The organism is Actinomyces marseillensis, from assembly GCF_900155605.1.
In the GTDB taxonomy this organism is placed as follows: Bacteria; Actinomycetota; Actinomycetes; order Actinomycetales; family Actinomycetaceae; genus Pauljensenia; species Pauljensenia marseillensis.
In genome coordinates, this window is sequence record NZ_LT707420.1 from 422475 (window position 1) to 438185 (window position 15711).

The following is a 15711-nucleotide window of genomic DNA, read 5'->3' on the forward strand; positions in this document are numbered from 1 at the left end:
AAAATCTGTGGAAAACGCCGATGACGGTGCATCCCTGTGGATAGACCTTCCCTCTGACGCGAGCGCCCGCATGGCACGATGCCGCAGGTCTGAGATGATTAAGACATGACATCGCAGCAGGAATCCATGTTTTCACCCGAGACCGGATATGCAGACTTGGCAGCAGCAGGCCAAGCTTTGTCGCCCCTCGATGGCCGCTATCGCCAGCACACGCAGGAACTGACCCAGTACCTCTCCGAGGCCGCGCTCAACCGCACCCGCATCTATGTTGAGATCGAGTGGATGATTGAGCTACTTCGCCGCGGGGTCATTGCCCACGCTCCCTTGCTCTCTGACGCTGAGGTCGACTACTTGCGCGCGCTTCCGCGGGAATTCAACGCTGATTCCATTGCCGAACTCGCCCAAATCGAAGCCGAAACCCGTCACGACGTCAAAGCAGTCGAGTACTACATCGACAATCGACTTGAAGAAGCGCGTTCCCTCCTTGGTCCCGATACGGTCCTTCCCCAGCTGCGTCCTCTGGTTCACATCTTCGCGACCTCCGAAGACATCAATAACCTTGCACACGCGCTGAACATTCAAGCCGCAGTCCGCCAGGTCTGGTTGCCGCGCGCACGTGGACTTCTCGCGCGCTTACTTGATTGTGCCGAGGCCGGCGCCGGTATCCCCATGCTTGCGCGAACACACGGTCAGCCGGCGACTCCGGTCACGATCGGCAAGGAATTGGCTGTCTTCGTCTACCGACTTTCCCGCCAAATTTCACGCATCGAAGACACTGAGTACCTGGGGAAGATGAACGGTGCGACGGGCACCTGGGCAGCGCACCGCGTCGCCTTGCCCGCTGTCCCGTGGCCACTGCTCACGAAGGACTTTGTTGAACGGCTGGGATTGTCGTGGAATCCGCTGACAACTCAGATCGAGTCCCATGACTGGCAAAGCGAACTCTACAGCGATATTTCGCGCTTTGGTCGCATCGCCCACAACCTTGCAACGGATTGCTGGACCTACATTTCCATGGGCTACTTCCACCAAAAGTTGGGTGCTCAGGGTTCCACGGGCTCTTCGACGATGCCTCACAAGGTCAATCCGATTCGCTTCGAGAATGCTGAGGCTAACTTTGAGATCGCCTCATCTCTTCTTGAAACGCTTGCGGCAACCCTGGTGACCTCGCGACTTCAGCGTGATCTCACGGATTCGTCAACCCAGCGTAATATCGGCGTTGCCCTTGGCCACTCTCTTGTCGCAATCGATAATTTGACCCGCGGCCTTGAGGGCATTGAGTTGAACGCCCAGATCATGTCCGCCGAGCTCGATGAGCATTGGGAAGTGATTTCCGAGGCCATTCAGCAGGTGATGCGTCTTGCTTCCCTTGAGGGACGTCAGGGGATGGACAACCCTTATGAGCGCATGAAGGAACTCACTCGCGGACACGATATCGACGCCACTCGCCTGCGCGATTTCGTTTCATCGCTGGATCTTCCTCAGGACGCGAAAGACCGACTGATGGAGCTCACTCCCGCGAGTTATACCGGGTATGCCCCAGACATGGTTGAGTGGATCAGCGCCGAGTAGAGTCGCTTCCCGCTTCCTTAGGCGGGTGTCCATCCTCGGTCGATAGCCGGGGCTCCGAGTCGTTCGAAGAGTTCTTCGGGGCGTACCTGGAGCGCAGAGTAGCCGAGGTCCCGCATATCGACTGTGTCTTCGCCATTGACGCTCATGCGTCCTTGGATGCCGATTGGTGCAATTTCGGGGTTCTTCCACACGGCGCGCACCACAGCCTCAAGGAGCTTCCGGGCAAAGTCGACGCGATCATCATCTATTGGCTGATTTTCTTCCATGTTGATCGAAAAGCTCACCATGGTCGGTTTCCCAAAACCTTCGTTGACCTGAACCTGGCAACTTGTACACACCCACTGCGGCGTACTTTGTTCAAGCGCGTCTTCGATCAAGGCTTGGAAACGTTCGGATCGCCCGCTTCGATCCGTCGGACGCAAGCGCGTGAGTGCCGCCCCCACCCCGAGGCTTGCCACACCCAAGGCGGCAAGACCGAGTCGGTTGGATATACGAGGAAGTGAAATCTGCTCTGCCCCTTGCTGGACAATCCCAAGGATTCGCGCAATTGAACGATTCTGCGCCATCAGTTCCCCCCGTGAGAATTGTGGTCACCATCAGCTGCGGTGTCCTGCGATTGAGCGGTGTCAAGGACATTCACCCTGGCCCAGACACTTCCGTGCGGGTCATCGAGTTCTTGCCAAATGTCATAGAGACGAACGCGCGTGGGCTCGCCATCACGGGGCAGCATTTCTTGCAGTGCGCGGATCGCCTGTCCCACGCGGTCCCATCGCGTGACCTCTGACCTGCGTTCCAAGCGGCCAACCGTCTCGGTGTAGGTCGACGAGGAGTGTGCATAGTACAGGGGTTGTATCCGCGGCTGAGTCAGGTTTCGTCCAACCATGACCCGTTGATCGCGGATACGTGCGCCAGCTCCATCAGTCGATGGGACAACATCTTGATCGTGTGCGACATCCACCATGACGACATCGGAACGCAGACATGCCCGGTGCCCCGGCGACCCAAGCCCCAAAATCCCCTGGACCTTGACCCCGACATCTTCGGGGGGCAAACTTCCCAGATTGACTGCAATGAGGCCACCCTGCGAGTGGGCAACGATGATGATGGGCTCGTTTGCGTAGTCGGATGGAACGATGCCGTCTTCACTCATTGCTTGGTGAAGAGCGCGAATAATGCCCATTCGCATGGATGAGCTCAGTCCCAAAGCTTCGCGGATATTGGTTTCCATATCCGCGGGGTTAGGGGTCGATGGCGTATCAAAGTGGTTCGTTCCCGGAATCGACACTAACCAGCGCCGCTGCTCACCTTCGCCGACCCTGGTGATTTTGATCGATTGACCGTACGTTCCCGCCCAGTACAGGTCATCAATATCTGCCGCCATATCCTGAAGAGAGCGCGGAGCCCACAGGCGATGGGCCGAAGATGTGGGATGTCCGGGATACTCGATGATCTCCGGCCCCATCTCAGAGTCAAAGTACTTATCCGCGTGAGCGGCTCCACCCGTCATTTGCCCCAGGGATGTTCCCGCAATGAGCATCCCTGCCATCAGCGCTTCGTAGCCATTTCGAGGCGTCACTTGGGCAAGACGCTGAAGCTTCCCACTGCGATCCCATCCCACGATCGCATCGAATGCGGCTGCCGCATGAACGATCGCACCGGCTGTTCCTGCGATCGATGCGAGTACGCGCACGAAAAGAACATCGAGTCCGGGTTCGCGGAAGAAGATCGACTGAGACTGTTCCGAAACTTCCTCACCCAGACGGTCAGATTGCATGCGCAAACGGCTGCGAATATCCGTGGGAAGAAATCCCATTGCCGAGGCCGCACCAACCGCGAGCGCTGAAAGGAGCTTGGGGGCAAGTGGGATCAGCTTCACGCGCAGGTAGAAAGAGGAGAGGGAGTGCGGGGCACGCCTGCGTGCGTAGTAGTTGCGATAGCGTCGCGTTTTCATGAATCCCTCCTATCCCTTCACGATAGCCTAACCCCGCATGGGTGCAGGTGGGGACAGTTTGAGGTCATGCTACTGGATTCATAGTCATATCCGCTGTTAGAATTTTCCAGAATGTCTCGCGCTTTTCCGCGAAATTTGGCAGCCCGTAGAAAGAAGACCTCCATGAAGCGTTCGTCATACCGCGTATTCGCACTGTGCAGCGTTCCCGTACTCGCCGGTGCAATTCTTGTCGGCGGCGGCAGTTTCCACAGCTCACAGGCGTCAACTGACATCCCGATTTCGGTCTCGGGCGAGGTTTACACTCCCGGAAGCGACATCGTGACTCTACCCGCCGATGTTGATCCCGCACAGCGTGCCGCCCTTGTCTGCCGTGGAGCTTCTCCCAAGGACAGCTACGCTATTGGCTTCCAGGGCGTTCTTGATATGACCAATGTGTGGACAAATTACGAACGCATGGCTACCTATGGCCGCTTCATGGATCCCGCTGCTTTCAACCGTTTGGTCATCACTGGTGAGTGGACGACCAGCATGACCGTTGACACGAATGATGTCGATATCGACACTGCCGCTTACACGGTCGAGGCAGTACAAGAGCAGTTCGAGAAGGCCAATGCCGCAACTGGTGAGGCTTTCTCAAAGGCAATGCGCGTCCAGAGCGTTTCGGTCGTGAATGGTACCTTCTCTGCGACCTACCGCCTCATGCACCAAGACGCCAGCGGAAATTGGGTCGATGGAACCACAGCCGGCGCCTTGGACAATGCATCCATGCGTCCTAACAAGGTGTACTTCCCGAGCCTCGAAGGAAGCCTGACGGTTTCTCAGGCGCGTATGAATGCCTCCGCAAGCTCATCGATTCAGGCAACCTCTCCCAGCGTCACCGGTAGCTTGGATATTCCCGCCCTTGCCGGGGTTCGTTTCCTCGCTGGCGTGCGCCCCGTGAACTTCACCAACGGTGTGGGGGCTCCTGTCACCATCGAGCTCAAGCAGCAACCCTCACTCACGGTCACCTACTCCTCCGATGATGCGGCACATGCGCTTCCCGTGGAGATCACCGCAATGGAGTACACACAAGAAGGCGCGATTGGATCTGCTCCCGTCACTGACTTGCCTCGCCCGGCAAAGACTGTCGTCGACACCGCTGATATCCAGTGGGATTGGAAGGCAAATGCGGGTATGACTCGCACTCAGTCCGCCTGCGGTGGCGTCACCTACAACACGAAGTGGACCCCGACCATCAAGCAGAATCCTTCCCCGGCTCCTAACGGGACCACGACACCTGCCTCCATCACTGGCTCAACAGCTCCTTCGACGAACCCGAAGAGCCCCTTGGCGCGCACAGGTGTGGCTGACTTCGTCCTTCCGCTGGGCGGCCTGCTCGCCCTCGCAGGTGTGGCCACCGTTGCTACGACGCGTCGGCGCGCATAACTGATTGCGCGCACGAGGCACCCGCGGCCTCGGCACTCAGCAAAGTCACTGTCCCCCTACTTCGGCACCGCTTCGGAGTGGGGGGACAGACATTTTTCCCCTCTTGACGCATATACCCCCCGGGGGTATATTTCGAAACATAAGGAGGATCACTATGGCTCACGGATACACCGAAGAAACCGAGCATTACCTCAAGCGCCTACGCAGAATCGAAGGCCAGCTCAGGGGTCTGCAGCGCATGGTTGCAGAGGACACCTACTGCATTGATGTCCTCACGCAAATCTCTGCAGTGCAGTCCGCTCTGGACTCCGTCGCACTGGGCCTCCTTGAAGACCACATGAACCACTGCGTTCTTCACGCCGCTCAACACAGCGAAGAAGAAGGACGCGAAAAGATCCAAGAAGCCACAAAGGCAATCGCGCGACTGGTGAAGTCCTAAGCGCACACCACACGTTTTCTCCTCCGTTTCCACCACCAAAGAAAGGCGCCATCATGGCACAGGAAATTGATCGCACTGTCGAGCTCTCCATCAACGGAATGACCTGCGGACACTGCGTCGCATCGGTCACCGAAGAACTCAAGGAGGTTCCCGGCGTTCTCGATGTTGAGGTCATCCTTAACTCCGGCGCGACCTCGAAGGCGACCGTCGTCACCAACACCGAACTCGACGACAACGCCCTGCGCGACGCCGTCTCCGAGGCCGGCTTCGAACTGGTCGGAATCACTCGCGACTTCTGACCCCTAACTAACCGGGGGCGCCGCCAGGTGCCCCCCGGAATATCCCACGAACCACATACGACAGAATCGCTCAGAATGACTCCCGAAACTCGCCACACATCACCCGATACCGAAAGCGAACACTTAGGAGACGGCTTACTGCGCCGCGCTGCGGATCTACGCAACCGCTTCCTTGTGACCCTCCCTTTCACCATCATCGTTCTGGGCCTGTCCATGGTTCCTCCACTTCAGTTCCCCGGCTGGCAGTGGGTCGTCGCTTTCGCCTCGCTACCCGTCGTGATCTGGGGTGCCGCCCCCTTCCATCGCGCTGCCTTCCAGGCGGGACGCCATGGATCTTCGACCATGGATACCCTGGTCTCCCTCGGTGTCATCGCCTCGAGCCTGTGGTCGTGGTATGCCCTGCTCTTTGGCGGCGCAGGCATGATCGGCATGCGCATGCATATGTCGCTCATCCCCGCGAGCAGCCACGCAACGCACGCAGAAATCTACTTCGAGGGTGCCTGCGCAATCGTCACTTTCCTTCTAGCCGGCCGACTGATGGAGGCACGGACGCGCTACCACTCCGGTGACGCCCTGCGCTCCCTTCTAGAACTTGGTGCGAAGGACGCAATCCTCGTTGAAGGAAGTGGCGCGGATCGCCAGTTCCGCACCATCCCCGCAGCTGAACTTCGCGTCGGAAACCTCTTCCAGGTTCGCCCCGGAGACAAGGTTGCAACCGATGGCATCGTCGAAGAGGGCACCAGCGCCCTGGACACCTCACTGATGACGGGCGAATCACTCCCGCGCGAAGTATCCCCCGGCAGCGCGGTCACGGGAGGCACCCTCAACACCTCGGGTGCCTTGATCGTCCGTGCGACCGCCGTCGGCTCAGAGACTCAGCTGGCCCACATCGGCCAGATGATTACCGAGGCCCAGGCAACGAAGGCTCCCGTCCAACGTCTTGCCGACCGCATTTCTTCGGTCTTCGTTCCGACGATTATCGCCCTCTCCTTACTGACTTTGGCGGGCTGGCTCCTTGCCGGAGCCGGTATTCAAAGCGCAATCACTGCAGCCGTTGCTGTCCTGGTTGTTGCCTGCCCCTGCGCTCTTGGTCTGGCCACTCCGACCGCACTTCTTGTGGGTTCGGGTAAGGCCGCCCAGATGGGTATCCTCATTTCTTCGGCTGAGGTCCTTGAGCGCACGCGCAGTATCGACACGATCCTCCTTGATAAGACCGGCACGTTGACCAAGGGCGCGATGTCATTGGAGTCCGTGATCCTCCCCGATGGAAGCGCGAATTCCCCCGATGCCCAGGCCAGCGTGGATGCACTGAGCGTGACCGCCTCGCTGGAGTCGGCCTCGGAGCACCCGATTGCCCGCGCGCTCACTACCGCCGCCCGCGAGCGCGATCTTTCCTCGCACCCGGTTCGCGAGCTGCGCAACCACCCCGGACTTGGGGTTTCCGCGCTCGCCGAGGACGGCGCACTCCTTCTGGCCGGCCGCGTGAGCTGGCTGGGTGAGCTCGGTATTTCCCTTCCTCAGTCCGCGCTTTCCGCCATTTCCGAGGCCGAGGCCACGGGAGCGACCGTTGTGGCCAGCGCGCGCGTTGAGGGGTGGCAGGAAAGCTCCTCCACCGAGGACGCCTCGGCGCAAGCTTCACAGCCCGCAGAAGAGGCCGAGGACGGCGGAATCATCGTCGATATGGCTGTGGGCGGCATGACCTGCGCCTCCTGCGTGCGCAGGGTTGAGCGCAAGTTGGGCAAGCTCGATGGTGTTCATGCGCAGGTTAATCTGGCAACTGAGAGTGCTCGAATCACCCTCAAGCACGATTACAGCGACGCTGAGCTTGAAGAGGTCGTCAAGGCAGCGGGCTACGAGCCGCAGGTGCGTTCGCGTCGGCTTGCTTCCGCTCAAGCACCCACAGCGACACTCACGGCCCAGACACGCGAACTTCCCGAGCACCTTAACGGAGTGCTACTGGGTGCTTTCGTTGTGCGTGACACGGTGAAAGAGTCGTCGAGGGATGCGATTGCCCAGCTGAAAGCCCTGGGGATCACTCCAACTCTGCTCACTGGCGACCATGAATCTGCAGCACGTTTTGTTGCCTCGCAGGTGGGGATTGACTCGGTTATTGCAGGAGTTCTTCCCGCAGATAAGCGCGATGCGGTGATGCGCCTTCAAGAAGAGGGCCACCAGGTCGCCATGGTCGGTGACGGCGTCAATGACGCGGCCGCTCTGGCACAGGCCTCAACTCAGGGATTGGGTATTGCCATGGGCTCGGGTGCCGATAGTGCAATCGCTGTCGCCGACATGACGCTGGTGAGCTCGGACCCGACGATGGCTGCCGCCGCGATTCGTATCTCGCGCGCAACACTGAAGGTCATCAAAGAAAACCTCTTCTGGGCCTTCTTCTACAATGTCATCATGATTCCGCTCGCGATCTTCGGGCTTCTCAACCCGATGCTCGCTTCGGCTGCGATGGCCATGTCCTCGGTGTATGTTGTCCTCAACTCCATGAGGCTGCGTCGCGCGCACTGAAAAGTATCACTCTCATGCAGGTGCCCCCGCGATTTCTCGCGGGGGCACCGTGTGTCTTGACTGAAATGACGCTCAATCAATTTGCGTAAACGTTTCTAGTTGACGCGCTGAGCGACCTGGAAACCGCCCGAGTTGTAAATCAACTTATAGGTGGAACCGGGGGTGTGCTCCTTGCGCGTAGGAAACCGCCTCAACGTTCTTCTGCTCTCCCCACGCAGCACCGCGCTGATCAACAACAACGTAATCCACGGCAACATCCTTCGCGGATCCCACCCAATAGACCTCATGATCGGGGATCAGATAGGCGAGCAGGGTCAGATCCGTTTCGACATTGGCATTTTCCGGGATCAATGAATTGATCTCCTCGACCTGAGCCATCCTCGGGCTCACTGCTCCAAACCCGGGGTTCGTCATCTTCCACATGGGAAGCTGCGGGGCCGTGATGAGCGCTGCCGCACAGGGAATCGCCAAGGCAACCGTGGCGACGAAGGGACGCTGTCGGCTCATCACCCAGCCCAGGCCTCGTGAAATATCAGATTGCTCGCGCTCACTCCACCTGCGGTGAGCGTCCAAGAGCGCGCCCAGAAGGATCGGCACCAAAATCGCGTTGTAGTGCCAGTGCTTCCAATCCCAGTAGTAGTCGACGGAACCGAGGAAACGCCATGCGATGGTCGGTAGGATCACCCAGAACCAGGGCGAGGCCAGACCAATAATCCCCGCACCCAAGACAGCCATGGCAATCACACCGAACTTTTGTGAGGGCCACAGAGCCCTCTCGATCAAGGTGACGTTTCCGCGGCCCTGCGAACCATCGAGACTGTAAGCCCAGGTTCCTGAAGCGTTGAAAGCGGGCAGAAGGAGCTTAATCGTCACGACGAAAGCGATGACTCCGAAAGCCGCAAAAAACAGGGGGTACGCGAAGCTCTTGATTGAATCCCTGCCTCGCCACGACAGAATCAAGCCGATCATCATGATGGTGAGGCCAAGGTCTTCCTTAACCAGAACAAGCGGCGCAGACCATGCCATCGTTGCCACCCAACGGCCTTCAACGAAAGCGGCCGAGGCCCACGCAAGCATGGGGAGCGCGAAGGCAATTTCGTGGAATTGGGAGGAGACAGCGCCTTGGAAACCCCATGCGGTCACGTAGCCGATACCGATAATCGAGGCGAGGAGCCATCCTGCCTGCTTTGTCGCGAGGCGAACCAGCGGCCACGCTGAAACCGCAATCAAAAGATCTTGAACAACCAGCAGGGTCAATCCTGAGGGGAAGAAGCGATAGATCGGCCCCAAAAGCACCAAAATCGGGTGGAAGTGATCGCCCAGCAGGTTGTATCCGGGGCCTTTGACGGGAACGATCGGCGCCTGGAAGTGACTATAGGATTTCGCGGCTTCGGTGAAAATAGCCAGATCCCACGAGGGGACATCAAGCGAGCGCCACTGTCCCACAGAGAAAGTGATGTATAAGCAGGCACCGAGCAGGACCGACAGGGCCGCGGGAAGATAAGCCGAAAGCAGCTCTAAGGGGCGCCAACGGGTACCTTTTTCAGACATTAACTGACTTCTCCTGGATGTGATTGGGAAATCGGAGTGTGTTCGGGATCTGGGAAGGGAATGCCCACGCGCTGCGCCGAAACTGGAGTGCGATAGCGTCGACGGAGGCGAACCTTACGCAACGCAAGCATCGTCGAAGTCCACGCGACATCGGCTAGGCTCGCCGGCCGGTTCAAAGCGACCAGGCTATGGTCATCACCCGTGTGCTCAAAAGCGCAGGGCAATTCGATAGCGGTCATCCCCAAAGCGAGCAACCGGACCTTCATGTCCAGTTCTAGGCCGTAACCATTGGCAAAAGGCATGATCGCGTTGAGCGCCTCGCGGGTGATACACAGCTGTTCGGACAGGGGCGCTTGAGAATCCCAACCCGTTTGGCGGCGAATCGTATTGTGTGCGAGGCGTTGCGCGGCGGTCTCTTTGCGCGCACTGCTCGGATCCTCGCTGCCAAGGCCCGCGGGAACGGCGCAGGCAAGGTCCGCACGGCCGCTGGAAATGGCCTCGACAAGGAAAGCCGCATCCACGGCACTCTCCCCTAGGTCTCCCGAGAGGAAGAGGATGTGTCGACCGGGCGCATCAACGCGGTCACGCATTGCGGCAACCTTAACGCCCGTTTCGCGTGCCGAGGCCCGGCCTCGGGGAACGGAATGGCGAACGACAACCGCACCTGCTGCGCGTGCGTACTTTCCCGTCTCATCATCGGAACCATCATCGATGACGATGAGCAGGTCAACGCCCGGGATTGCTCGGCATGCGCGCACGGTCGAGGCGATCTGGCGGCCGACATTGTGGGCGCAGATGATCGCCGCGACCTTCTGGGAAGGTGAGGGTTCGACGGATTGAGCGGGAGTCACCCTGCTAGTTTATCCCGACCTTCCCCCGGGATCGGTTAGCGGATCGTCACCTGGCGCGAAACGAGGCCCTGGCGCGCGCGACGTTCGTCTGCACTCAGCGGGGTGGTGTCCTTCAGCGCCTTCTCAACGTTTTCCGCAAGAGCCTTCGCTTCTTGAGCTACGTCTTCGGCCGAAGCGCCCTCAGCGAGCTCGAAAACCGGGATTGCCAGGCCGCATGCGCGGAAAGCTCCGACGAAGCGCGAACCTTCGCCCAAGCGCGCATTTCCTACCGCCTGCAAACGTGCCAGCGCATCAAAAAGCTTGTGCTCAGGAGCAGCAGACACGTAGCGGACGAAGTTGCGGTTCATTTCGCACCAGTACATGCCCTCGGTTCCGGGAACTGCAACGGTGGGAACGACGTCGGCGCGGTTCTGTTCGAGCGCGTCGCGCATTTCGGGGGTGAGTTCCTGATTCGGATCGAACCAGTAGCCGAAGTCGGCGGTGATCTCCATGTCGCTAAACGCCTTCGGATCAACAATGTCCTGAAGGCGAGGGGCGGGCTCACGCACATCAATATCGATGACGCCGTCGACACCGTCGGACTGTGCCTGAAGGGCAGCAAGAAGAGCTGCGGCAACGTCGTGGGAGAGATCGCCCGAGTTCGAGCGCGTCTGTAGTCCAACGAGGATGCGCCCATCGGGGCGGATCATCGCAGGGTGGCCGTCGGGCAGAAGGGTGACGATGTCGAACTCTGCACCGCCGTGCTCTTCGGTGGTGCGCCCGCTCAGCACTGCGCAGGGGATAATTTCGCGCATTGCGACCAGTTCAACCTCGTTGGGTAGCCCTTCGAAGGGGCGTTCCACGAAGGGGATCGGGGGGCGGTATGCCGGTTGATCCGCGCTGACTGCTACTTTTTTACGACGTGAGGCTTTTCCCATGGGGCTATCGTAGCGGTTTTCCCAGCATTCACGAGGCCGAAGCTCGCAGAGGCGGGAAGCTATCTCTTCGTCGTCACTTCCCCACCCGAAACGCCTGCGTCATGCGGATTCGGCGCGGTCGCCTCGATGATGAGGGACTGAAGAGTGCCGATCAGGGAAAGTTCTTCGTTCGTTAGAGCTTCGCTTGCGCCTCGTTCAATGAAAGTGAGTACGACGGAAGCGTAGATATCGGAAGCCAGGGGAAGGAGGGATTCCTTGATACGGCCGCGTGCCCACTGGTCAAAAACCGTACGACACATGTTCGCGATCTGTGCGCTCAGGTCTCCTTCAGCCCCACGACGCAACGAAAGGAGCGTCTTGAGCTCGTGACCGTTTTGTGCGTAGAAATTTGCGAGGTCGTGGCGGAGTTTTTCGGGATCGCTCATTCGAGTGTCCTGCAGCCACAGGCCTTTGATCGCCGGAGTCATTTGCTTGATGAAAAGTGTGACAACTTCTGTAAGGACGGCATCTTTGTCGACATAGTGGTTATAAAACGTTGTTCGTGAAACCAATGACGCGGTACATATATCGGTCACAGTGACCTTGTCGTAGGGTTTGTTTTCACAAACGGCAAGGAAGCCTGCGCGGATCGCTCGACGAGTCTTTCGGATACGGAGATCCGTATTTTCATCACTCGCGTCAACTTCATTCAAAGACATGATGATCCGATCATTTTCCGTGTCGTTTCATAGTTATCCTACCGTTTAAGGACAACGTGTTCATTATCGAACATATTGTTAGGTTTTGTGCGTTTTATCCTGCGATTACACGATATAGGCTGCTTTCATGTTCGTTAAGTACACCGGTAATCGCCAATTCGATCTGCAACTCAACCGCGTATTTAATCCGCTTCTCAACCGAGAAGGAATGGATGCCGTCTCCACAGATCTCTTGCCTCGCATCAAGTCCACTCACGACATCACAAGGCTAGCGCTCCAATCGGCACGGCATTTCGACAAAGTGGACGACGCAGATGCAGCGTGGCGCCTCTATGAACTTGCCGCCTTCTACCTGCCAAGAAATGATCCACACAAACAAGAGTCTATTGACTCGATGTCACGTCATTTCGATTGCGCCTATGCAGATCAAGGCTTCACTCGCCACAAGATCCCCTATGGCGGTGGCAAACTAACAGCAATGCGTTGGCAAGCCGATTCGATGGATCGAAAGACCGTCGGCGCGAATAGCCCTCGCACCCTCATCATGATGAATGGTTTCGACGGTTACGCCGAAGAAATCATGAGCTTTGCTATGCACTTTCCCACTCGCCCCTTCGACATCATCGTCTTCGACGGACCAGGACAGGGGCATACGGCACTGGCAGGAATGCCTTTGGAACCACAGTGGGAGCGCCCAACTGCCGCGGTCTTAGACTTCTTCGGAATTGAAAGTGCTGCTGCACTGGGAGTTTCTTTTGGCGGTTACCTAGTCATGCGCGCTGCGGCATATACCCCACGTATTAGCCACGTCATTGCATTCGACATGATGTACCGCCTTCTGGACGGGCTAACGATGCCGCTACCTCGCGCACTGCGTCCAGCAATTGATGGATTCATCGATAGATCAGAGCCTGAATGGCTCATCAACACAAGCATGAGGGTTTTGCCCCACATGAATGCCGATCTGGCATGGAAGCTCCAGCAGGCGCGTGATCTCACCGGATTACGTGTGCCCACCGATGTCTTAACGGCAATGGGAGCTTTCACTATGGCCCCATTGGAAGGAATGATCAACCAGCACTGCCTGGTTATGGCCGGAGATGCTGATCAGTACGTGCCTTTTGAACGCTTAGAGGATGTGCGTCGAGCACTACGAAATGCGGCAAGCCTTGATATCCGGGAGTTCCACGCCGCAGATGACCCGGATATGGCTGAGCATTGCCAACTTGGTGATCTTGACCGAGCTTTCGAGATTATGGGTGATTGGCTCACTCACACGCATGAGATGCGCACCAGCGCAAAATCGCCTGCATGACGGCGGCCGCACCATCGTTTTCGACTGCTGCCGCAACAAAATCGCTGTGAACGCGAATCTCCTCGGTGGCACCGCCCATGGCGACCCCGAAGGCCGCCCACTGAATCATGGCAATGTCGTTCGTGCCATCGCCAATAGCGACCGTTCCCTCAACGGGAAGCGAGAGATCCCGTCGGAGTTCATCAAGCCCACTGGCTTTCGTCACCCCGAGTGAACTGATATCAGCCCACGAGGTCCAACCAACGAAAACCTCGTGAGTCTTCGCGAAAGGCAGGGCACACAAGATACTTTCGAAAGCATCGCGGTCCAAAGCGGGCTCGCGAATGACGAGCTTGGGCGTGCGCATCGCTTTGAGTTCATCAACGCTCACCAGCTTGGTGTCTTCAACGATCTCCCCTTCGGGAAAACCTGTTGAAATCAAGCGAAGATTACGGTCTTCGACGGCGAAACGCGCATGCGGAAGAGTCTTCAACGCCTCGTCGATGACCTCGGCGGGGGAAAATTCGTGGCGATGCACAATCTCGTAGCCGGCCTCGTGAACGCGAGCAAGGATCGCACCATTGGAAGCAACGATCCACCCGCGGCGAAAACCCAGCAGCGGGAGAACTGGCAGGACCGCACCCATCGAGCGACCGGTCGCAATGACGACCTGCGCACCGGCGCGACTCAGCGCTGCAATCGATTCAACGACCTGTGCGCTGGCACCACTGGGACTCAAGATCGTCCCGTCGATGTCGAGGGCGACCATCACCTGCGTGATATCACGCGGGAAAGTGGAAGGAAGCGCATTGAGCGCCTCCTCCACAAGTTCCCCGAAAGGACGGGGAGCCTCACCGCTCAGCGGCGCCGTCAAATAGCTGGTCACACAGCCTCGTTACTTTGCGGCAACAGGCTCAAGAACCTCGAGGCCACCCAGGTAGGGACGCATTGCCTCGGGAACGCGGACCGAACCATCGGCCTGCTGGTGATTCTCAAGAATCGCAACCAGCCAGCGGGTGGTGGCCAGGGTTCCATTGAGCGTGGCCACCGCGGTCATGCCATCTTCGCGACGCTCACGAATACCCAAGCGACGTGCCTGGAAAGTCGTGCAATTCGAGGTCGAGGTGACCTCCATGTAGCGTTCCTGAGTCGGCAGCCAGGCCTCGCAGTCGAACTTGCGGGCAGCAGAAGTGCCCAGGTCACCGGCGGCCGTATCGATCACGCGGTAGGGCAGCTCAACCTTAGCGAGCATCTCTTCTTCCCATGCGAGGAAGCGTGCGTGCTCTTCTTCTGCATCCTCAGGACGGCAGAAGCTGAACATTTCAGCCTTGTTGAACTGGTGGACACGGATAATGCCTCGCGTATCCTTACCAGCCGAACCGGCCTCGCGACGGTAGCAGGTCGACCAACCCATGTAGCGCTTGGGGCCAGCGCTGAGGTCGAGGATCTCATCGGCGTGGTAGCCGGCGAGCGCAACCTCAGAGGTACCCGTCAGGTACAGGTCATCGGCGGGCAGGTAGTAGATCTCTTCGGAGTGCTCGTTGAGGAAGCCCGTACCACCCATGACCTGCGGGGTCACCAGGGTCGGAGTCATCATCGGCACGAAACCGTTGGCGACGGCCTGGTCCATGGCCATGGTCATGAGAGCGAGTTCGAGGCGTGCGCCCACACCCTTGAGGTAGTAGAAGCGCGCACCCGACACCTTCGCGCCGCGCTTGGTGTCGATCGCATCCAAGCCCTCACCCAGTGCCAGGTGATCCTGGGGCTCAAAACCTTCGCTTGCGAAATCACGAGGCGCGGGGCCCTCGTGGCGCAGGACAACGAAGTCTTCCTCGCCGCCGACGGGAACTCCATCGAGGACCAGGTTCGGGAGCAGGCGAGCGAGGCGATCGGCCTCGGCATCGGCAGCGTTTGCGGCGGCCTCGGCAGCCTTCACCTCATCGGCCAGTTCCTTCGCGCGTGCAAGGATCGCAGGGCGTTCCTCCGCTGAGGCGCGACCCACGGACTTGGAGACCTCTTTCTGGGTCGCACGCAGGGCCTCGAAAGACTGCAAGGCCTCGCGACGGGCGACGTCGGCTTCGAGGATCTGGTCAACAAGGGCGGGGTCAGCTCCGCGAGCGCGCTGTGAGGCGCGGGCGGGCTCAGGGTTTTCACGCAATGCACGCACATCAATCATGGGGCCATCTTAGTTCACGCA

The 15711-nt window shown here is 58.7% G+C and carries 14 protein-coding genes; 6 read left to right on the forward strand and 8 right to left on the reverse strand.

The window, feature by feature from the left end; all coding sequences use genetic code 11:
• Window positions 1–105 precede the first annotated feature (105 nt).
• On the forward strand, window positions 106–1572 hold the full coding sequence (gene purB, locus BQ8011_RS01810; protein ID WP_072457003.1) for an adenylosuccinate lyase: 1467 nt from the start codon (window positions 106–108) through the stop codon (window positions 1570–1572).
• A gap of 17 nt (window positions 1573–1589) precedes the next feature.
• Here purB and BQ8011_RS01815 read toward each other — a convergent pair whose 3' ends face one another.
• Together BQ8011_RS01815 and BQ8011_RS01820 are read right to left on the reverse strand one after the other, a co-directional pair.
• Window positions 1590–2138: a hypothetical protein gene (locus tag BQ8011_RS01815; protein WP_072457005.1), complete on the reverse strand. Its 549-nt coding sequence runs from the start codon at window positions 2136–2138 to the stop codon at window positions 1590–1592.
• A complete protein-coding gene (locus BQ8011_RS01820; protein ID WP_072457007.1) occupies window positions 2138–3523 on the reverse strand; it encodes a hypothetical protein in 1386 nt (461 codons plus the stop codon). The genes BQ8011_RS01815 and BQ8011_RS01820 overlap by 1 nt, the downstream gene beginning before the upstream one ends.
• 162 nt (window positions 3524–3685) lie before the next feature.
• On the opposite strand from BQ8011_RS01820, the gene BQ8011_RS01825 reads away from it, so the two are divergent.
• The 4 genes from BQ8011_RS01825 to BQ8011_RS01840 all read left to right on the forward strand — a co-directional run bounded on the left by BQ8011_RS01825 (window position 3686) and on the right by BQ8011_RS01840 (window position 8203).
• Window positions 3686–4948 (forward strand): hypothetical protein, encoded by a 1263-nt coding sequence (locus tag BQ8011_RS01825; protein ID WP_072457009.1) that lies wholly within the window; start codon window positions 3686–3688, stop codon window positions 4946–4948.
• Window positions 4949–5102: 154 nt separating this feature from the next.
• Complete coding sequence (locus tag BQ8011_RS01830) at window positions 5103–5387, forward strand: metal-sensitive transcriptional regulator (RefSeq protein WP_019126729.1); 285 nt, start codon at window positions 5103–5105, stop codon at window positions 5385–5387.
• A 53-nt stretch (window positions 5388–5440) separates the two neighbouring features.
• Entirely contained in the window at window positions 5441–5686 is a 246-nt protein-coding gene (locus tag BQ8011_RS01835; RefSeq protein WP_072457010.1) for a heavy-metal-associated domain-containing protein, read from the forward strand.
• A gap of 75 nt (window positions 5687–5761) precedes the next feature.
• Window positions 5762–8203: an HAD-IC family P-type ATPase gene (locus tag BQ8011_RS01840; RefSeq protein WP_072457011.1), complete on the forward strand. Its 2442-nt coding sequence runs from the start codon at window positions 5762–5764 to the stop codon at window positions 8201–8203.
• A 144-nt stretch (window positions 8204–8347) separates the two neighbouring features.
• On the opposite strand, the gene BQ8011_RS01845 is transcribed toward BQ8011_RS01840, so the two are convergent.
• The 4 genes from BQ8011_RS01845 to BQ8011_RS01860 are packed head-to-tail and all read right to left on the reverse strand — an operon-like array spanning window position 8348 to window position 12220.
• Window positions 8348–9754: a DUF2079 domain-containing protein gene (locus tag BQ8011_RS01845; RefSeq protein WP_407639759.1), complete on the reverse strand. Its 1407-nt coding sequence runs from the start codon at window positions 9752–9754 to the stop codon at window positions 8348–8350.
• A complete protein-coding gene (locus tag BQ8011_RS01850) occupies window positions 9754–10605 on the reverse strand; it encodes a glycosyltransferase family 2 protein (RefSeq protein WP_072457013.1) in 852 nt (283 codons plus the stop codon). The genes BQ8011_RS01845 and BQ8011_RS01850 overlap by 1 nt, the downstream gene beginning before the upstream one ends.
• A gap of 35 nt (window positions 10606–10640) precedes the next feature.
• The gene (locus tag BQ8011_RS01855) at window positions 10641–11522 is read right to left on the reverse strand and encodes a DUF5926 family protein (RefSeq protein ID WP_072457015.1); all 882 of its coding nucleotides are present in this window, start codon (window positions 11520–11522) and stop codon (window positions 10641–10643) included.
• A 59-nt stretch (window positions 11523–11581) separates the two neighbouring features.
• Window positions 11582–12220 carry a TetR/AcrR family transcriptional regulator gene (locus BQ8011_RS01860; RefSeq protein ID WP_072457017.1) on the reverse strand — a complete coding sequence of 213 codons (639 nt, stop codon included), beginning with the start codon at window positions 12218–12220 and terminating at the stop codon, window positions 11582–11584.
• 127 nt (window positions 12221–12347) lie between these two features.
• Here BQ8011_RS01860 and BQ8011_RS01865 point away from each other — a divergent pair, with 127 nt between their 5' ends.
• Window positions 12348–13535 (forward strand): alpha/beta fold hydrolase, encoded by a 1188-nt coding sequence (locus BQ8011_RS01865; RefSeq protein ID WP_072457019.1) that lies wholly within the window; start codon window positions 12348–12350, stop codon window positions 13533–13535.
• Here the strand turns inward: BQ8011_RS01865 and BQ8011_RS01870 are convergent.
• Entirely contained in the window at window positions 13489–14400 is a 912-nt protein-coding gene (locus tag BQ8011_RS01870; RefSeq protein WP_072457021.1) for an HAD-IIB family hydrolase, read from the reverse strand. The two genes, BQ8011_RS01865 and BQ8011_RS01870, sit on opposite strands and share 47 nt — an antisense overlap.
• Window positions 14401–14409: 9 nt before the next feature.
• Window positions 14410–15690, reverse strand: coding sequence for a serine--tRNA ligase (gene serS / locus BQ8011_RS01875; RefSeq protein ID WP_034501029.1), 1281 nt, complete (start codon window positions 15688–15690; stop codon window positions 14410–14412).
• Between the last annotated feature and the right edge of the window lie 21 nt (window positions 15691–15711).